This window comes from Amycolatopsis sp. WAC 04182 (assembly GCF_003947465.1).
GTDB lineage: Bacteria > Actinomycetota > Actinomycetes > Mycobacteriales > Pseudonocardiaceae > Amycolatopsis.
Genome location: NZ_QHJJ01000001.1, coordinates 13,981 through 31,170, shown reverse-complemented (window position 1 = coordinate 31,170; position 17,190 = coordinate 13,981). Strand labels below are relative to the sequence as shown.

Below are 17,190 nucleotides of genomic sequence, written 5' to 3'. Positions count from 1 at the left end.
TCGCTGCGCCGGACGGCCTCGTCTCCCCGGTCCCCACCGGTGGAACAAGTATGCGACTTGTCGATCTTTTCCCGCTAGCTCACTCACTCGATCGTGGGTCGCCGAGTTGCCGGTGCGGTGCTCGTGCTCAACGATCCCTCGCAAGCCGCACCGGGTAGGTCGCGGATGCGCAGAGGAGGGAGTTCGCCGTGGGCGAGCAGCTGAAAGACGGTCTGGGACAAGCATGGAACCTTGTCGCCACCTTCGTACCCAAATTGCTCGGATTCCTGATCATCCTGCTGATCGGCTGGCTGATCGCGAAAGCCGTGTCGAAGGCATTGGGACTGGTTCTGTCGAAGATCGGTTTCGGCAAGCTCATCGAGAAGACCGGACTCACCGGAACGCTCAAAAACGCCAATGTCGACGCGGGCGGGATCCTCGTCAAACTCGTGTACTACTTCATTCTCCTGATCGCCTTGCAGCTCGCGTTCGGCGTATTCGGTGAGAGCAATCCGGTCAGCGCGCTGCTCAACGACATCATCGCGTTCCTGCCGCGGATCCTGGTGGCGCTGGTGCTGGTGATCGTCGCGGCCGCCGTCGCGAAGGTCGTCCGCGACCTGGTGACCGGAGCGCTGTCCACCCGGCCCGCGGGACGGCTGCTCGGCACGATCGCCTACTGGATGATCATGGCGTTCGGCATCATCGCGGCACTCGGTCAGGTGAACATCGCGACCGCGGTCACCGGACCGGTCCTGATCACCGTCCTCGCCACCATCGGCGGCGTGATCGTCGTCGGCTTCGGCGGCGGCCTGATCAAGCCGGCGCAGGACCGCTGGCAGGGCTGGCTGGCCAACCTTCAGGGCCAGCTGGAGGCCGGGAACGCCAAGCAGGAGGTCCATTCGGAGCCGCCGACTTCGCCTGTGGGCATCGGTCGCGTAGATTCCTGAGCATCCGCGCGGGCCCGGTGATCGAGGAAGGCACCGGGCCCGCGTGGAGTCGAAGGGGCCCGTCGTCGCGGAACACGCGGTGGAGGGCCCTTTTCGCGTCCCGTGAGCGTCTCTCGAGCCGTCCGCCTGTTCCGCACCTCACACTCCCTAGGGAATGGCGTCGGTACGGAGCATGTTGGAGCGGGAGACGGAGAGGGGTGCGGACGTGGACTTCCTGCTGCACAACGGTGTCACGGTGCTCGGACAGTGGATTTCCTTCGCCGAGCTGGCGGGGCAGATCTTCGCGCTGGCCGTGGTGTTCCTGGCCCAGCGCCGCACGTTGTGGACGTGGCCGGTGCAGGTCGGGGCCACCGTGCTGTTGTTCTCGGTCTACCTCTCGGCGCATCTCGGCGGCCTCGCGACCAGGCAGATCGCGATCCTCGCCATCTCGATCTACGGCTGGTGGGCCTGGTCCCGCCGCAGCGACCCGGTCTACGGCGTCGTCGTCCGCAAGGGCAGGCTCGGCGAGCGCCTGGCGATGATCGGCGCGTTCGCGATCGGCACCACCGCGATGGCGCTGGTCCTCGACGCGCTGAACGCCTCGTGGGCGCCATGGCCCGACGCCGCGATCTTCGTCGGCACGCTGGTCGCCTTCGCCGCGCAGGGCGCGGGTCTCGTCGAGTTCTGGCTGGTGTGGCTGGTCGTCGACGCGATCGGCGTGCCGCTTCAGCTCTCGTCGGGCCTGTACTTCTCCGCGGCGGTCTACATCGTGTTCGCCGGGCTGGTCGTGCACGGCTGGTGGAGCTGGAACCGCACGGCGAAGCAGGTCCGCAGCGCGCCTGCCGGGGTTTCGGCCGCGGCCTAACGCATGGTGGCGTGCGACGGCTTGAGGTCGGCGAGGGTGCGGACGCCCAGCAACTGCATCGTCCGGACCATCTCGGCGCGCAGGATGTCCACGCACCGCTGAACCCCGCGCTCACCGCCGGCCATCAGGCCGTAGAGGAACGCGCGTCCGATCAGCACCGCGTCCGCGCCGCGCGCGATCGCGGCCACGATGTCGCCGCCGGAGAGGATGCCGGTGTCGACCCACACCTCGGCGTCGCCCTGGATCTCGTCGAGCACCGCCGGGAGCAGTTCGATCGGGGTCGGTGCGCGGTCGAGCTGACGGCCGCCGTGGTTGGACAGCAGCACCGCGTCGGCGCCGTGCTTGACCACGTCCCGCGCGTCGTCGACGTTCTGGATGCCCTTGACCACGAGCTTGCCCGGCCAGGTCTGGCGGACCCAGTCGAGGTCGTCGAAGTTCAGGGTCGGGTCGAAGAGCTGGTTGAGCAGTTCGGCGACCGTGCCGTCGAACTGGCTCAGCGACGCGAAGGTCAGCGGTTCGGTGGTCAGCAGGTTGAACCACCACGCGGGGTGCATCGCGCCGTCGACGAAGGTCTTGAGGGTGAGCGCGGGCGGGATGGTCAGCCCGTTGCGGACGTCGCGCAGCCGCGCGCCCGCGACCGGGGTGTCCACCGTCAGCATGAGCGTGTCGAAACCGGCGGCCCAGGCGCGATTCATCAGATCTTCGCCCGCCTTGTGGTCGCGCCAGACGTAGAGCTGGAACCACTTGCGGGCCTCCGGGGCGGCCGCGGCGAGATCTTCGATCGACGTCGTCGCCATCGTCGACAGGCCCATCGGGATGCCGTTGCGCTGCGCGACGCGGGCCACCGCGGCCTCGCCCTCGTGGTTCATCATGCGGGTGAACCCGGTCGGCGCGAACGCGAACGGCAGCTCCGAACGCTTGCCGAGGATTTCCTTGCCGGTGTCCACATCGGACACGCCGCGCAGGACGTTCGGGTGGAATTCGACGCTGCGGAAGGCTTGCCGGGCGCGGCGGAGGCTGTCTTCCAGCTCCGCGGCGCCGTCGGTGTAGTCGAACGCCGCCCGTGGCGTGCGTTTGCGGGCGAGCATCCGCAGGTCGGCGATCGTGTGCGCGCCCGCCAGCCGCCGGTCGGTCGGGTTGAGCACGATCGGCTTCGGTCGCAGGATCTGCTTCAGCTCACTCGGCTTCGGCAGTCGACGCTTGGTCACACTCGCTCACCCTTTCCGCAAACATCCGATGTCTCACCCTAGCTCGTCCGGTCCCGAACGCAATGAACGGTCCGTTCCTTGCAAATTTCGCAAGGAACGGACCGTTCATGGCATCGCTAGGCGCTGCCGGAGTCCGACAACTGCGGACCCGCGGCGGCGACGTCGTCGAGGCGATACTTCCGCGCCGCCTCGGCCACCTTCGCCCGGTCGAACTCGCCGCGCTTGGCGAGCGCGCTCAGCGTGCCGACCACGATCGACTGGGCGTCGACCAGGAACTTCCGCCGGGCCGCCGGGCGGGTGTCGGAGAACCCGAACCCGTCGGTGCCCAGCGTCAGCATGTCGTTCGGCACCCAGGGGCGGATGAGGTCCGGCACGGCGCGCATCCAGTCCGAAACCGCGACGACCGGCCCGTTCGAGCCGGACAGCTTCTGCGTGATGTACGGCACACGCGGGGAGTCGCCCGGGTGGAGCAGGTTGTCGTGGTCGGCCTCGACGGCCTCGCGCCGCAGCTCGGTCCACGACGTGGCCGACCACACGGCCGCGCGTACGCCCCACTCCTCGGCCAGCATCTGCTGGGCGCGGAGCGCGTCCGGCATGGTGACACCGGAGACCAGGATCTGCGCCTCCGGGCCGTCGCCCGACGGCGCGTCGGCGTACTTGTAAAGCCCCTTGAGCAGGCCGTCGACGTCGAGGTTCTCGGGCTCGGCGGGCTGCTGGTAGGGCTCGTTGTAGATCGTCATGTAGTAGAAGATGTTCTCGCCGTTGCCGTCCGGCCCGGTCTCGCCGTACATCCGGCGAAGACCGTCCCGCACGATGTGGGCGATCTCGAACGACCACGCCGCGTCGTAGGCCACGACGGCCGGGTTGGTCGCCGCCAGCAGCAGCGAGTGCCCGTCGGCGTGCTGCAGGCCCTCACCGGTCAGCGTGGTGCGGCCGGCGGTGGCGCCGAGCACGAACCCGCGGGCCATCTGGTCCGCCGCCGCGTAGAGGCCGTCACCGGTCCGCTGGAACCCGAACATCGAGTAGAAGATGTAGATCGGGATCATCGGCTCGCCGTGCGTGGCGTACGAGGTGCCGACGGCGGTGAACGACGCGGTGGACCCCGCCTCGTTGATGCCCTCGTGCAGGATGACGCCCTTTTCGGACTCCTTGTAGGCCAGCATCAGGCTCGCGTCGACCGACGTGTACGTCTGGCCGTGCGGGTTGTAGATCTTGGCCGTCGGGAACATCGAGTCGAGCCCGAAGGTGCGCGCCTCGTCCGGGATGATCGGGACGATCCGCTTGCCGATCTCGGAGTCCTTCGCCAGCTCGCGGACGAGCCGGACGAACGCCATCGTCGTGGCGACCTCCTGCTTGCCCGAGCCCTTGCGGATGCCTTCGTAGACCTTGTCGCCGGGCAGCACGAGGGCCTTCGAGGCCTTCGGGCGCCGCTCCGGCAGGAACCCGCCGAGCGCCTTCCGGCGGCCGATCATGTACTCGATCTCCGGCGATTCCTTGCCGGGGTGGTAGTACGGCGGCAGCTTCGGGTCGCGCTCGAGCTCCTCGTCGCTGATCGGGATGCGCTGAGCGTCCCGGAACAGCTTGAGGTCGTCGAGGGTGAGCTTCTTCATCTGGTGCGTGGCGTTGCGGCCCTCGAAGGACGGGCCGAGGCCGTAACCCTTGATGGTGTGGGCCAGGATCACCGTCGGCTGGCCGTGGTGCTCCAGCGCCGACTTGTAGGCCGCGTAGACCTTGCGGTAGTCGTGCCCGCCGCGCTTGAGGTTCCAGACGTCGGCGTCGGTGAGGTCCTTGACCAGTTCCTTGGTCCGCGGGTCGCGGCCGAAGAAGTGCTCGCGGACGAAGGCGCCGTCGTTGGCCTTGTAGGTCTGGAAGTCGCCGTCCGGCGTGGTGTTCATCAGGTTGACCAGCGCGCCGTCGCGGTCCGCGTGCAGCAGCGAGTCCCACTCGCGGCCCCAGATGACCTTGATGACGTTCCAGCCGGCGCCGCGGAAGTACGACTCCAGCTCCTGGATGATCTTGCCGTTCCCGCGCACCGGGCCGTCGAGCCGCTGCAGGTTGCAGTTGATCACGAAGGTCAGGTTGTCGAGGCCTTCGCCGGCGGCCACGTGGATGAGGCCGCGCGATTCCGGCTCGTCCATCTCGCCGTCGCCGAGGAACGCCCAGACGTGCTGGTCGCTGGTGTCCTTGATGCCGCGGTCACGCAGGTAGCGGTTGAACCGCGCCTGGTAGATCGCGTTCATCGGGCCGAGGCCCATGGACACGGTCGGGTTCTCCCAGAACTCCGGCATCAGCCGCGGGTGCGGGTACGACGGCAGGCCGCCGCCCTCGCCGGCGTGCGAGTACTCCTGGCGGAAGCCGTCCAGCTGGTTCTCGGACAGCCTGCCCTCGAGGAACGCGCGGGCGTAGATGCCGGGGGAGGCGTGCCCCTGGATGAAGATCTGGTCGCCGCCGCCCGAGTGGTCCTTGCCGCGGAAGAAGTGGTTGAAGCCCACTTCGTACAGCGCCGCGGACGAGCCGTAGGTCGAGATGTGCCCGCCGACGCCGACGCCGGGACGCTGCGCGCGGTGCACCATGATCGCGGCGTTCCACCGGATGTAGGCGCGGTAGCGGCGCTCGATCTCCTCGTCACCGGGGAACCAGGGTTCGTTCTCGGTGGGGATGGTGTTGACGTAATCCGTCGACGTCAGCGCCGGGACGCCGACGTGGCGTTCCCTGGCCCGCTCGAGGATGCGCAGCATCAGGTACCGGGCGCGCTGCTGACCACCCCTGGCCAGCGCCTCGTCGAAGGAGTCCAGCCATTCGGCGGTCTCCTCCGGGTCGATGTCGGGCAGGTGCGCCGCCAATCCGTCACGGATGACGCGGACGCGTGCCGGGGTCTCCTTGCCGGAGGCGCCGTCGTTCTGCGGGGCCAAGGGGTCTCCTTGCGAAAGGTGGTAGCTGGTTGTGCTCGTACGCGGGCGTGTTCGCCGTCCATCGTCGTCCTCCGGTTCCGTTCTCGTCACCGCTACTGATCGGTAACGTTCGCGGACCCGATTGCGACACGCCTCGCACGCGCCTGTACTCGCGCGCGCGTTTTCTCTCTCACCCTAAAGCAGGGCGTTCGGGGGCGCCCAGGCGCGCCCGGATTGACCCCGTGAGAGTGGGCTGAATGTCCGTACGCCGCGACACGAGTTGTTCAAGATCCGGTGTGGACGGTTGCGCGGATCGCTTCACCAGTGTTCGCTAACGGGCATCGTGTACCCGAGTGTGGTGCCCGCCCGGCCGATCAGGCCGACGCGACACCACGCTCCGTCGTAGTTGGAGGAGTGACAGCAGTGGTCGCCGCGGGAGACGCTGATCAGAGCAGCGTCGCCGAAAGGCTCGGGATCAAGCCGGACATGGTGGTCCAGGAGATCGGCTGGGACGAGGACGTCGACGACGACCTTCGTGCGGCGATCGAGGAACAGATCGGCGGCGACATCCTCGACGAGGACGCCGACGAGGTCATCGACGTGGTGCTGCTGTGGTGGCGCGAGGACGACGGTGATCTCGGCGACACGCTGATCGAGGTCCGGACCCCCTTGAACGAGAACGGCGTGATCTGGGTGCTGACCCCGAAGACGGGCCAGCCAGGGCATGTCGAGCCGAGTGAGATCGCCGAAGCGGTGCCGCAGGTCGGGCTGGCGCAGACGGCCAACATCAGCGCCGGTCCCAAGTGGGCGGGCACGCGGCTGGTTTCGCCGAAGTCGTCCAAGACCAAGCGGTGACCTCTCCGGGCGCGCGATCGACACGATAGGGTTGTCGTCGCAGGCCCCTGTTCGCTCTTGAGAGGAAACCGCCGGTATGGCCGTCGAGGTCGGATCGCAAGCCCCGGACTTCACGCTCAACGACTACAACAAGCAGTCCGTGACGCTGTCGTCCTTCAAGGGCGAGAAGCCGGTCCTGCTCGTGTTCTACCCGTTCGCGTTCAGCGGCATCTGCACCGGCGAGCTGTGCCAGCTCCGCGACGAGTTCGCGGACTACGACGGCCAGGGCGTCCAGGTCATCGGTGTGTCCGTGGACACCCCGTTCTCGCTCAAGGCGTGGGCCGAGCAGGAGGGCTACCAGTTCCCGCTGCTTTCGGACTTCTGGCCGCACGGTGAGGTCGCGAAGGCCTACGGCGTCTTCAACGAGGCGGCCGGCCTGGCCACCCGCGGCACCTTCCTGATCGACAAGGACGGCGTCGTGCGGTTCGCCGAGGTCAACCAGCCCGGCGAGGCGCGCGACCAGCAGGCGTGGAAGAAGGCCGTGGCCTCGCTGGCCTGAGTCTTCACCGGTGGCACCCGTGCGCGGGTGCCACCTCCCGGGCGCATAGCTCAGCGGGAGAGCACTCGGTTTACACCCGAGCGGTCGTAGGTTCGATCCCTACTGCGCCCACCGAAAACCCGGCGACAGCCCGCCCGCGCGGCGCTACCTTCGGCCGCATGCACGACCTCACGTGGCGGCCGCTCACCCCGCGGGACGCCCAGGCGTCGGCCGACCTCCTCAACGCCATGGAGACCGTCGACGGGATCGGCGAGAACTACACGGCGGAGGACACCCTCCAGGAGCTGATCGACCCGTACGCGGATCTGGAGCGGGCGAGTCTCGCCGCCTTCGACGGCGACGTGATGGCCGGCTATGTGAAGATCCGTTTCAAGCCGTCCGCGGAAGAGGTCCATCGGGTCTTCCTCGACGGCGGAGTGCATCCCGGATATCGCCGCCGAGGAATCGGTGGCGCGCTCGTCGACGCGGGTGTGGCGGCGGCCAAGGTGGTGCACGAGCTGCATCACGCGTCGGCGAAGCTCGTGGTGGACGTAAACCGGCCCGAGCGCATCGCCGGTTTGGCCGAGCTCGTCCGTTGCCGGGGTTTCGTACCGGTGCGCCACTTCCAGCGCATGGAGCACTCGCTCGGTGACGTCGACGGTCCGGTGATCCCGGCAGGGTTCCGGATCGAGCCGTGGTCGGAGCGGAACGACGAGGATTTCCGGAATGTCCGGAACGAGGCGTACCGGGACCACTGGGGCGCCGTGCCGATGCCCGCCGATCTCTGGCGGAACAAGATCACCAATCAGACCTTCCGGCCCGAGACCAGCTTCCTGCTCCGTGAGGCGGGCCGCGCGGTCGGGATGCTGGTGACCATGAGCTGGGACGCCGACACAGAGGCCTCCGGTGTCCGTGATGCGCACTTCATGGTGATCGGAACGCTTCGGGAGTACCGGCGGCGAGGTGTCGCCGGAGCGCTGATGGGGCACGCGCTGCGATCCGCCGCCGCGCAGGGGTACGACCGCGCGAGTTTGAACGTGGACTCGGCGGATCCGTCCGGGGTCTTCGAGAAAGCCGGTTTCGCGACGACGATGCGGTACGTGCGCTGGGCGCTCGAGGTCTGACGCAATCAGAGGACTAAATGCGGAGGGAAGACACGTGAAGGCCCCCTTCCCTCGGCTCAGTCGAGGGAAGGGGGCCTTCACGCACCCCCAACACCTGTGGAACGTTTTCGGTTTCGGCGGTCTGGTCTGCCCCCTCGGCAGGCCAGACCGCCGGTGTGCGCCGCGCCGCGGGTGGCGAACTTTCGGCTACACAAGAGAAGAGGCGGTCGGGACTGCCCAGATACATCAAGATCGGCGGCCATTGGAGTGATCCGGGCCGCGAGGGGCGATCACGGAGAGCGACTAGGCCCGGATGAGCCTGTTCGCCAAGGTCGACATCGTGTAGGCCCCGATGCCCATGACGACTTCGAGGGCGTTCCGTTCGGTGTATCCGTATCCGAAGAACGTCCGCAGCGTGTCGTCGTCGACGGCGCCGGCGGTTTCGAGGACCGCGAGCGTGAACTGCCGGACGGCTTCCAGCCGCTCGTCGGGCACCGGCTCCTGTGAGCGAAGTGCCGCGATGACGTCGTCGTCCGCGTGGAGACCCTTCAGCTTGCCGGTGTGGATCTCGATGCACACTTCGCAGCCGTTGCGGGTCGCCACGGTCATCACGACCGTCTCCCGCGCGAGGGGTTCGAGCGTCGTCCGCTCGAAGCTCGCGCTGAGTTTCAGGAACCCGTCGAGCAGTTCCGGTGACGACGCCTGCCGGGCGACGGCGGTGGGGAGGTGGCCGAACTTCCGGATGGTCGCTTCCATCGAGCGACGCGAGGCTTCGGGCGCGGTTTCGACGGTGTGATCGGTGAACAAGGCTTCCCCTTAAGATGGTCAACGTGGTTGACGAAAAGGTAAACCAAGTTGTCGATTTGGGCAAGCGTGATTCGGATCCGCCCGGGTTCGAGCTGCCGCTGCTGCTGTTCGCGGGCTTCCGCTCGATCATCGACCGGATGCACGCCGAGCTGGCCGAACAGGGGCATCCCGACGTCCGCCCGGCGTACGGCTTCGCCATGCAGGCGATCGGCCGCGAGGGCGCGACGGCGAGCGAGATCGGGCGGCGGCTCGGCGTCAGCAAGCAGGCGGCGGGCAAGACCGTCGACAAGCTGGAGCAGCTCGGCTACGTCGCGCGCGTCGACGACCCGGCCGACGCGCGGCGCAAGGTCGTACGGCTCACCGGCCGCGGGTTCGACTCGCTCGGCCGGACGGCGGCGATCTTCGAGGAGCTGCGCAAGGAGTGGGCGGCCACGCTGGGCGCCGACAGGGTCCGCGCGCTCGAAACGGACCTACGCACGATGGCGCCCGCGGACGGCTTCCGCCTGGACGTCGCGGGCTGGTTCGGCGCCTAGAACGGGCAACCGGGGTTCGGCGTGTCCTGCGACAGCGGGCTCCCGTGCGGCAGCACGTAGAGCACCTCCAGCACCACCGGCGTCGTCCCGAGGTTCCGTCCGATGTGGACGGTGTTGCTCGGCTCGGTGAAGACGGCGCCCTTCCGGTACAGGCCGTCGAGCCCGCAGTCGGCCGAGTTGTGCGTCAGCGTGCCGGCCTTGACGTACGCGTGCAGCGTGCCGTCGTGATAATGCCAGCCGGTGTAGCCGCCGGGCTGGATGACGACCTCACGCAGCACGTAATCGGTGCCCCCGAACGTCTTCTGGTGGAAGATCGTCCCGGTCACGCCGGAACCGGGCGTCGCCTCGGCCGTCGCGGGGACGGCCAGGGCGAAAACGAGGGTGGCGAGCAGTGTGGTCACGGACCGCAGGCGCATGAGCGAACCGTACCGCGATCGGCGCTGCCCGAAAGGGCCGTTCACTCCGCCCGAAGCGTCCGCCGCAGCATCTTGCCGCTCTCGGTCCGCGGCAGTCGCTCGCGGAAATCGAACCGGCGCGGCGTCTTGAACCCGGCGAGCTCGGCTCGGCAGTGCTCTTCGAGCCGTTTCGCGAGCGCGGAATCCCCGGCCGTCCCCTCGACCGGTTGGACGACCGCGACGACCCGTTGTCCCCACTCGGGATCCGGTTCCCCGATCACCGCGACGTCGGCCACGTCGGGATGCCCCAGCAGCCGCGCCTCGATCTCGGCCGGGTAGATGTTCACGCCACCGGAAAGGATGAGATCCGTCCGGCGGTCGCACAGGAACACCCGCCCCGCGGCGTCGAGATAGCCGACGTCCCCCACGGTGACGAACTCCCCGGAGCGCGCGGCGGCCGTCTTGCCCGGATCGTCGTGGTAGTCGAATTTCGTGTGCGCGGAACTGAAGTAGAGCGTGCCGGTTTCGCCCGCGGGAAGTTCCGCGCCATCGTCGTCGAGCACCTTGACCCGCACGCCGTCCAGCGGTGTGCCGACGGTACCCGGCTCCGCGAGCCAATCGCGCGCGTGCACGGCCGTGATCAGGCCCTCGGACGCGCCGTAGTACTCGTGGACCACCGGTCCGAGCCAGGCGAGCATCCGCTCCTTGATCTCCCGGGGGCACGGCGCGGCACCGTGGATGACCGAAGTCAGGCTCGACAGGTCGTACCGCGTGCGGACGTCCGCGGGCAGCCGGAGCATGCGGTGGAACATCGTCGGCACGAGATGCGTACTCGTGACGCGGTGCTTTTCGGTGAGCCGCAGCGTTTCCTCGGCGTCGAACCGGTCCATCAGCACGAGCGTGTGCCCGAGATGCAGGATCGCGGTCGAGAACATGCCCGGCGCCGCGTGGTAGAGCGGGCAGGCGACGAGGTGCACGCCGTGCCCCGGCCGGACGTCCAGGCGTTCGAGGACGTTCGCGTGGATCGGGTGCAGCGCGGGCGGGCGGCCGGACAAGGCGCGCCGGACGCCTTTGGGGCGCCCCGTGGTCCCGGAGGTGTAAAGCATCGTCTGGCCCGCGGTCCGCTGGTCGGGCGTGGTGGTGGGCCCGTCCGCGCCCCACGCCGTGTAGTCCGCCCAGCCTGGCGTCTCTCCGCGCGAAAACCGGTGCAGGCTCCACAATTCCGCGGTGCACGTGACGGCGATGTCCGCGTCCGCGACGGCGACCTTGGCGCCGCTGTTCGCCGCGATGTAGGCGATCTCGCCCGGTGAGGACCGGTGGTTGACCGGCGTGAAGTACATCCCCGCCTGCCAGGTCGCCAGCAGGAGCTCGTAATAGGTGAGTCCATTGTGGATGATCGCGACGACGCCGCCGCCTTCACCGAGGCCGAGCGCGCGCAAGGCGTGGGTCAGCTGATTCGCGCGCGCCGACAACTCGCCGAAGGTGGTCTCGTGTCCGTCGACGTCGATCACCGCGACTCGACCTGGGTCGTGGGCGGCGACCTCGTAGAACGTGCTCATTCCGGGCATCGCAAGGTCTCCAGATGCCGACGGAGCACCGTGCGCATCAGCTCCGGCGACGTCCGGCCCGTCGACAGCGCGAGTCCGTCCAGTAGCGCGGCCAGCCGTTCGGTCTCCACGGCCAGGTCGAGGTCTTCGAGGAGGCCACCGGCTTCGTTCGCGCCGTCGAGCACTCGCCGGACGAGGGCGCGGACCCCGTCGTACATGCGGGCGGCCTCCTCGGCGAGGTCCGGGCGGTTCTTCGCGGCGGCCGAAAACGCCAGCCAGACGTCGGTTTCGGCCCGGGTCTGCTCGGTGAGCGGGAGCAGTTCGCCGAGCAGCTCTTCGGTGATCTCCTGCCGCCGCGAGCGCGGTGTCGAGGGGTCGAGCAGAGCGGGGAGATGCCCGAGCAGCCTCGCCTCGAGCCGGTCTCCGAGCGACCTCATGGCGAACACGATCAGCTCGTCGTGGCCGCGGAAGTAGTGCCGCACCGAACCGATCGCGAGACCGGCCTCCTCGGCCACGCTCCTGAGCGACGCCTGCGCGAGACCGTCGCGCTGGATCACCCGGAAGACGGCTTCGGCTATCTCCAGGCGCCGGGCGCCGGGGTCGACGATCTTGGGCATGTTGCCTTTATAGCACGACCTTGCTATTTTATTTGGCACAGTCATGCTACAAAGGGGGAGTTCATGCGGACCTGGTTGCTGATCGCACTGGTGGTCGCCGCGGTGATCGTGATCGTCGTGCGCCGGTTGCGCGGCGAGCCGCTCGTCGCCCGCGAAGTGTTCGGGGCGCCGGTGGTCCTGCTCGCGATCGGGGTCTACGGCCTGGCCAAGCTCGAAAGCTTCACCTTCACGGACGGCGCCTGGCTCGTGCTGGGTTCCGTCGTCGGGTGCGGCCTCGGCGCGGTGCGCGCCGCCACCACGAAACTGTTCGAGCGCGACGGCGTGCTGTGGCTGCGCTACACCGGCTGGACGTTCGGCGTCTGGGTGCTGTCGCTCGTGGTGAACTTCGGGATCGGCTTCCTGGCCACGATGGCAGGCGCGCATCCCGACGCGCGGCCGGTGACGCTGTCGATCGGTGTCAGCCTGCTGGGGGAGGCGTTGGTGCTCGGTATGCGCGCGAAGACGACGGGGCTGCCGTACGCCCCGCCGTCCGAGTCGCAGCTTTCGCGCCGCTAAGCCAGTTTCCCGACTTCGCCGACGAGGAGGGCGATGTCGTCCTCGGTGTTGAAGTAGTGCACCGAAGACCGGACCAGCGGCGGCAATCCACGTTCGACGAAATCGAATTGGGCGGACGTCGCTTCCGTGACGCTGACGTTGATCTTCGCCGTCGCCAGGCGCTGTTTCACTTCCTGCGACGGTGTTTTCGCCACGTTGAACGTGACGATCCCGCACTGGCGCGTGCCTTGGTCGTGGACGCGGACGCCGGGGATCTCGCGCAGCGCGTCGCGCAGTTTCGCCGCGAGGGCGGCGACGCGGGCTTCGATGGCGGGCATTCCCCATTCGAGGGCGTAGTCGATCGCCGCACCCAGGCCGTGCAGAGCGGCATGATCGCGTTCCCAGACCTCGAACATCTTCGCCGTCGGATCGACTTCGTAGGTTTCGGGCGCGGTCCACGCCGCCGAGTGAAGGTCGAGCATCGCGGGCTCGACGCGCTCGCGCAGTCGCGGGTGCGCGTAGAGGAACCCGGTGCCCCGTGGCCCGCGCAGGTATTTGCGGCCGGTGACGCTGAGGGCGTCGCAGTTGAGGCGCGCGACGTCGAGGTCGATCTGGCCGGCGCTCTGGCACGCGTCCAGCAGGAACGGGATCCCGGCCTCGCGCGCGACCGCGCCGATCTCTTCGGCGGGGTTCACCAGCCCGCCCTGGGTCGGCACGTGGGAGACGGCGATCAGTTTGACGTCGCCGTCGACGCGGCGCTTGAGGTCCTCGACGTCCAGCTGCCCGGACTCGTCGTTGTCGACCACCTCGACGACGGCGCCGGTGCGCTTCGCGATCTGCAGGAAGGAGATGACGTTGCTCGCGTACTCGGATTTCGCCGTCAGGATCCGGTCGCCCGAGGAGAACGGCAGCGCGTAGAAGATCGCCTGCCAGGACCGGGTCGCGTTGTCGGTCAGGGCGATGTCTTCGGGTTCGGCGCCGACGAGGCGCGCGGCCGAGGCGTAGACGCCGTTCATCCGCTCCACGGTCGCCGCGGCCTGCTCGTATCCGCCGATCAGGGCTTCTTCCCGCAGGTAATCGACGACGGTGTCGGTCACCCGTGCGGGCGGCAGCGACGATCCGGCGTTGTTGAGGTGGACCACCTCCGCGCAGCCCGGTGTCTCGGCGCGGGCGCGGTGCACATCGAAGTCCGTCATGCCTAACTGAATACAGTACGACCGAAGTGCATGCAATACTGCACGGATGACGAGGAACCTGCTCCGGCGCGACCTCGCGGAGGAGATCACCGCCCGCGTGCTCGACGGCCGCATCGCCGCGGACAGCCGCATCAACGAGGTGCACCTCGCCCGCGAACTGGGGGTCAGCCGGACCCCGTTGCGCGAGGCGCTGATCGGGCTGGCCGACCGCGGGCTGCTCGTCTCGGCGCCGGGCCGCGGCTTCCTCGTGCCGCCGTTCGATCCGGACGAGGCCCGGCAGCTGTACCCGCTGGTCGCGGAGCTCGAATCGCTCGCGTTGCGCTGGAGTTCGCCGCAGGATCTCGCCGGGCTCACCGGTGGACTGGACAGGATCACCGCCGAGATGACCGCGGAACTCGCGCGGCAGGGCGACCTGTCCACTTTGGACGACCGTTGGCATGCGCTGCTCGTCTCACGGTGCACGAATCCGCATCTGCTGCGGCTGCTCGAGCAGACGAAGCCACTGCTGAAACGCTATGACGCGCGCTATTTCGGTGGCGTCGAACGCTCCAAGGAGAGTATCGACGAACACCACCGGATCGCCGAGGCGATCCGCGTCTCCGACCTCGCGACGGCGGTGGAGCTGCTCGTGCGGAACTGGGTGAAAACGTTGGCATATCTGGAAGACATGGGGTGACACGATGTTCGTGACGGCACATCTGAGCGACAACCATCTCGACGGCGGGGAGCGCGCCGACGAACGCACCGCACGGGTCATGCGGTACCTGGAAGGCCTGGCGACACCGGCCGACGCGATCCTGGTGACCGGCGACATCACCGACCACGGCACCCTCGAGGAATACCGGCGCGCGGCCGAGCTCTTCAAGACCGACGTCCCGCTCTTCGTCTGCCCCGGCAACCACGACAAGCGCGGGCCGTTCCGCGAAGGACTGCTCGGCCAGGCGCCGGACGACGCCCCGGTCAACGGGGCGCACACCGTCGGCGACGTCACCTTCGTCATGGCCGATTCGACCATCCCCGGCAAACCCGACGGGCAGTTCGACGACGAGACCATGGCCTGGCTGGACGATGTACTCGGCGACGGCGACGGGCCGGCCTTCATCGCCTTCCATCACCCGCCGGTGGCGCTCGGGCTGCCGCTGGTGGACGCGATGCGCCAGTACGGCGAGGAAAAGCTGGCCGAGGTGCTCGCGCGTCACCCTCGCGTGGTCGCCCTGTTGTGCGGGCACGTCCACGCCGCGGCGTCGACGATGTTCGCGGGCGTGCCGCTGCGATCGGCGCCGTCGGTCGGGTCGAGCATCCTGTTCCCGTGGGAGCGCGACGGACTGCGGTCCTGGGGTGAAGGCGGGCCGGTCGACTACGACCTGCCGCCGTCGCTGCTGTTCCACGTACTGCACGACGACGGCAGGCTGACCACGCACCAGCGGGTCGTCCCGGCTTAACCCTCGAACATCGGCAACGTGATCCGGGACGGGTGCGCGGGGTCGTGGAAGATCTCGAACCGCGCGGGTTTCCCGTCCACCGCGCTGTGCACCGCCTCGCCGGTGCCGTGGTTGCGGGCGAAGCGCGGGAACGCGCCGCCCGCGATCTGCACCCGCAGGCGGTGCCCGCGCCGGAACCGGTACGCCGTCGGGTCGAGCAGGATCTCGGCGGCGACCACACCGTCCACATCGGACTCCGGCAGGCCGGGCCGGAGACGGAGGATGCCGTCGGTGACGTTGCGCGAGACACCGCGACGGTCCACATCGCACAACCGGACGAAGACGTCGCCGTGCCCGATGTCGGTCCGGACGTGCACGAGCGCGGAGATCTCGCCGATGACGTCGAGGTCGCGTTTCAGCATGTCACCGGTGAAGAGCAGGACGTCCGGCCGAGCCTCGACGTCCTTGTTGTCCTGCTGTTTCTGCACACCCGACAGCAGGGGACCGCCGGCGGTCGGCGTCGGATCGGCGGGGTCGAAGGTGAACCTGCCCGGTTTCGACTCCACCGGCTCGTCGGGGGAAAGCCTGCCGGGGCGCAGGAAATACGGGGTGACGTCGGACTCCGGCGGCCAGCTTTCGAAGTCGAGCCACCGCCCGGAACCCTGGAGGTACAGGCGTACGGGTGACTGCCTCAGCGGCGCGCGATCACCCAGGAGGTGGGCGGCGAGGAAGCCGATCTGGTCGGTGATCAGGGTTTTGAGACTGGCGGGTTCGCCGTGCGCCCACGGTCCGATGGTGATCCGCGGTGCGCGTCCGGCGGCGGCGAGTTCCTTGAAGTCGCGCAGCTGGGCGGAGATGAACAGGTCGTACCAGCCGGTCACCATGGACACCGGGGTCCGCAGCGCGGCGACCTCGGCGCTGTGGTCCGACGGCGCCCAGAAGTCGTCGCCGGGTTCGGCGTGCGCGGAGACGTCCTGCAGGAACCGCACCTGTTTGCCGATGGCCGCGACGTCGGCGCCGGAAACCGGCAGATACGCCATGGCGCGACGGGTCTTCTTCGTCTGCCAGGGGTTCGGGAGGCCGGCGAACCGGCCTTCCTGGCGGCCGATCAGCGCCGACCACGAAACCATGTTGTCGACGGCGAGGATCCCGCCGGGATAGAAGGTCGACACGAACTCCGAAGCGGTGACGCCGAGACACAGCGCTTCGAGCGGCTCGTCGAGGTACGGCGCGACGGCCCACTGGGTGTGGCCGAGGTAGCTCGCGCCCGCCATCGCGACCCGGCCGTCGCACCATGGCTGCTCGCGCAGCCAGGCGACGGTGTCGAGGCCGTCCTCCTTCTCCAGGTGGAACGGCCGGAACTCGCCGCCGGAGCCGAAGGTCCCGCGTGTGCTCTGGAGGACCGTCTGCAACCCGTGCCGCGCGAACGTCTCGCCGAAGATCTTGCCCATCAGGCCTTTGCGGCCGTACGGCGTGCGGATCAGCACCACCGGCCGCGGCTCGTCGCCCGGGACGGCGTAGCGATCCGCCAGCAACCGGACGCCGTCGGACATCGGGACGGGGATCGCCTTGGTCACCGAGGGGCGGGGGCCTTCGGCGGGCGGGAGCCCGAGGTACCGGTCGAGAAGTCGGTCGAGCACGCTGGCCGCCTTTCGTGCGGAGGATCACCTTCCGCTTACGACCGTACTCGCGTGGCACCACACCCGCCTGAAAGGAAAGCGTCCTTCATCGCGAAATCTGCGATGAAGGACGCTTTCCTGGCGCGGGGCGGACCGCCCGGTACCGCCCCGCGGGTC

17 protein-coding genes and 1 tRNA gene are annotated in these 17,190 nt (G+C 68.7%); 10 read left to right on the top strand and 8 right to left on the bottom strand.

Annotation, left to right across the window (positions count from 1 at the left end; translation table 11 throughout):
• The first annotated feature begins 188 nt into the window (after positions 1 to 188).
• Together DMH01_RS00140 and DMH01_RS00135 are read left to right on the top strand one after the other, a co-directional pair.
• On the top strand, positions 189 to 926 hold the full coding sequence (locus tag DMH01_RS00140) for a hypothetical protein (RefSeq protein WP_125673099.1): 738 nt from the start codon (positions 189 to 191) through the stop codon (positions 924 to 926).
• Positions 927 to 1,131: 205 nt separating this feature from the next.
• On the top strand, positions 1,132 to 1,770 hold the full coding sequence (locus DMH01_RS00135; protein ID WP_125673098.1) for a nicotinamide mononucleotide transporter family protein: 639 nt from the start codon (positions 1,132 to 1,134) through the stop codon (positions 1,768 to 1,770).
• On the opposite strand, the gene DMH01_RS00130 is transcribed toward DMH01_RS00135, so the two are convergent.
• Positions 1,767 to 2,978: an alpha-hydroxy acid oxidase gene (locus DMH01_RS00130; protein WP_125673097.1), complete on the bottom strand. Its 1,212-nt coding sequence runs from the start codon at positions 2,976 to 2,978 to the stop codon at positions 1,767 to 1,769. The two genes, DMH01_RS00135 and DMH01_RS00130, sit on opposite strands and share 4 nt — an antisense overlap.
• Before the next feature lie 116 nt (positions 2,979 to 3,094).
• Positions 3,095 to 5,890, bottom strand: coding sequence for a pyruvate dehydrogenase (acetyl-transferring), homodimeric type (aceE, locus tag DMH01_RS00125; RefSeq protein ID WP_125673096.1), 2,796 nt, complete (start codon positions 5,888 to 5,890; stop codon positions 3,095 to 3,097).
• Positions 5,891 to 6,292: 402 nt separating this feature from the next.
• On the opposite strand from aceE, the gene DMH01_RS00120 reads away from it, so the two are divergent.
• The 4 genes from DMH01_RS00120 to DMH01_RS00105 all read left to right on the top strand — a co-directional run bounded on the left by DMH01_RS00120 (position 6,293) and on the right by DMH01_RS00105 (position 8,365).
• Complete coding sequence (locus DMH01_RS00120; protein ID WP_034311133.1) at positions 6,293 to 6,724, top strand: DUF3052 domain-containing protein; 432 nt, start codon at positions 6,293 to 6,295, stop codon at positions 6,722 to 6,724.
• A 76-nt stretch (positions 6,725 to 6,800) separates the two neighbouring features.
• Positions 6,801 to 7,262 (top strand): peroxiredoxin, encoded by a 462-nt coding sequence (locus DMH01_RS00115; RefSeq protein WP_037342406.1) that lies wholly within the window; start codon positions 6,801 to 6,803, stop codon positions 7,260 to 7,262.
• A gap of 39 nt (positions 7,263 to 7,301) precedes the next feature.
• Positions 7,302 to 7,373: transfer RNA gene (locus tag DMH01_RS00110), tRNA-Val, on the top strand.
• 47 nt (positions 7,374 to 7,420) lie between these two features.
• Positions 7,421 to 8,365 carry a GNAT family N-acetyltransferase gene (locus tag DMH01_RS00105; RefSeq protein WP_125673095.1) on the top strand — a complete coding sequence of 315 codons (945 nt, stop codon included), beginning with the start codon at positions 7,421 to 7,423 and terminating at the stop codon, positions 8,363 to 8,365.
• Positions 8,366 to 8,647: 282 nt separating this feature from the next.
• Here the strand turns inward: DMH01_RS00105 and DMH01_RS00100 are convergent, their stop codons facing one another.
• Positions 8,648 to 9,151 (bottom strand): carboxymuconolactone decarboxylase family protein, encoded by a 504-nt coding sequence (locus DMH01_RS00100; protein WP_125673094.1) that lies wholly within the window; start codon positions 9,149 to 9,151, stop codon positions 8,648 to 8,650.
• A 14-nt stretch (positions 9,152 to 9,165) separates the two neighbouring features.
• Here DMH01_RS00100 and DMH01_RS00095 point away from each other — a divergent pair, with 14 nt between their 5' ends.
• On the top strand, positions 9,166 to 9,684 hold the full coding sequence (locus DMH01_RS00095) for a MarR family winged helix-turn-helix transcriptional regulator (protein ID WP_125673093.1): 519 nt from the start codon (positions 9,166 to 9,168) through the stop codon (positions 9,682 to 9,684).
• Here DMH01_RS00095 and DMH01_RS00090 read toward each other — a convergent pair.
• From DMH01_RS00090 to DMH01_RS00080, 3 genes are read right to left on the bottom strand one after another with little or no spacing between them, the layout of a single operon-like run.
• The gene (locus tag DMH01_RS00090; protein WP_125673092.1) at positions 9,681 to 10,100 is read right to left on the bottom strand and encodes a cupin domain-containing protein; all 420 of its coding nucleotides are present in this window, start codon (positions 10,098 to 10,100) and stop codon (positions 9,681 to 9,683) included. The two genes, DMH01_RS00095 and DMH01_RS00090, sit on opposite strands and share 4 nt — an antisense overlap.
• Before the next feature lie 41 nt (positions 10,101 to 10,141).
• Positions 10,142 to 11,638, bottom strand: a complete 1,497-nt coding sequence (locus DMH01_RS00085) for an AMP-binding protein (protein WP_125673091.1) — start codon at positions 11,636 to 11,638, stop codon at positions 10,142 to 10,144.
• Positions 11,635 to 12,243 carry a TetR/AcrR family transcriptional regulator gene (locus DMH01_RS00080; RefSeq protein ID WP_125673090.1) on the bottom strand — a complete coding sequence of 203 codons (609 nt, stop codon included), beginning with the start codon at positions 12,241 to 12,243 and terminating at the stop codon, positions 11,635 to 11,637. The genes DMH01_RS00085 and DMH01_RS00080 overlap by 4 nt, the downstream gene beginning before the upstream one ends.
• Positions 12,244 to 12,306: 63 nt before the next feature.
• On the opposite strand from DMH01_RS00080, the gene DMH01_RS00075 reads away from it, so the two are divergent.
• Positions 12,307 to 12,798, top strand: a complete 492-nt coding sequence (locus tag DMH01_RS00075; protein WP_125673089.1) for a DUF1453 domain-containing protein — start codon at positions 12,307 to 12,309, stop codon at positions 12,796 to 12,798.
• Here the strand turns inward: DMH01_RS00075 and DMH01_RS00070 are convergent.
• Complete coding sequence (locus tag DMH01_RS00070; RefSeq protein WP_125673088.1) at positions 12,795 to 13,973, bottom strand: aminotransferase class V-fold PLP-dependent enzyme; 1,179 nt, start codon at positions 13,971 to 13,973, stop codon at positions 12,795 to 12,797. The two genes, DMH01_RS00075 and DMH01_RS00070, sit on opposite strands and share 4 nt — an antisense overlap.
• Positions 13,974 to 14,019: 46 nt before the next feature.
• Between DMH01_RS00070 and DMH01_RS00065 the strand changes: the two genes are divergently transcribed.
• Entirely contained in the window at positions 14,020 to 14,649 is a 630-nt protein-coding gene (locus tag DMH01_RS00065; RefSeq protein WP_125673087.1) for a GntR family transcriptional regulator, read from the top strand.
• Between the two features lie 4 nt (positions 14,650 to 14,653).
• Complete coding sequence (locus tag DMH01_RS00060) at positions 14,654 to 15,415, top strand: metallophosphoesterase (RefSeq protein WP_125673086.1); 762 nt, start codon at positions 14,654 to 14,656, stop codon at positions 15,413 to 15,415.
• On the opposite strand, the gene DMH01_RS00055 is transcribed toward DMH01_RS00060, so the two are convergent.
• Entirely contained in the window at positions 15,412 to 17,034 is a 1,623-nt protein-coding gene (locus tag DMH01_RS00055) for a CocE/NonD family hydrolase (RefSeq protein ID WP_125673085.1), read from the bottom strand. The two genes, DMH01_RS00060 and DMH01_RS00055, sit on opposite strands and share 4 nt — an antisense overlap.
• Positions 17,035 to 17,190: the final 156 nt, after the last annotated feature.

Coding starts and splice junctions, on each gene's coding strand:
- DMH01_RS00115 (WP_037342406.1), top strand. CDS start 6,801: ATGGCCGTCGAGGTCGGATCGCAAGCCCCGGACTTCACGCTCAACGAC.
- DMH01_RS00105 (WP_125673095.1), top strand. CDS start 7,421: ATGCACGACCTCACGTGGCGGCCGCTCACCCCGCGGGACGCCCAGGCG.
- DMH01_RS00095 (WP_125673093.1), top strand. CDS start 9,166: ATGGTCAACGTGGTTGACGAAAAGGTAAACCAAGTTGTCGATTTGGGC.
- DMH01_RS00090 (WP_125673092.1), bottom strand. CDS start 10,100: ATGCGCCTGCGGTCCGTGACCACACTGCTCGCCACCCTCGTTTTCGCC.
- DMH01_RS00085 (WP_125673091.1), bottom strand. CDS start 11,638: ATGAGCACGTTCTACGAGGTCGCCGCCCACGACCCAGGTCGAGTCGCG.
- DMH01_RS00080 (WP_125673090.1), bottom strand. CDS start 12,243: ATGCCCAAGATCGTCGACCCCGGCGCCCGGCGCCTGGAGATAGCCGAA.
- DMH01_RS00075 (WP_125673089.1), top strand. CDS start 12,307: ATGCGGACCTGGTTGCTGATCGCACTGGTGGTCGCCGCGGTGATCGTG.
- DMH01_RS00070 (WP_125673088.1), bottom strand. CDS start 13,973: ATGACGGACTTCGATGTGCACCGCGCCCGCGCCGAGACACCGGGCTGC.
- DMH01_RS00065 (WP_125673087.1), top strand. CDS start 14,020: ATGACGAGGAACCTGCTCCGGCGCGACCTCGCGGAGGAGATCACCGCC.
- DMH01_RS00060 (WP_125673086.1), top strand. CDS start 14,654: ATGTTCGTGACGGCACATCTGAGCGACAACCATCTCGACGGCGGGGAG.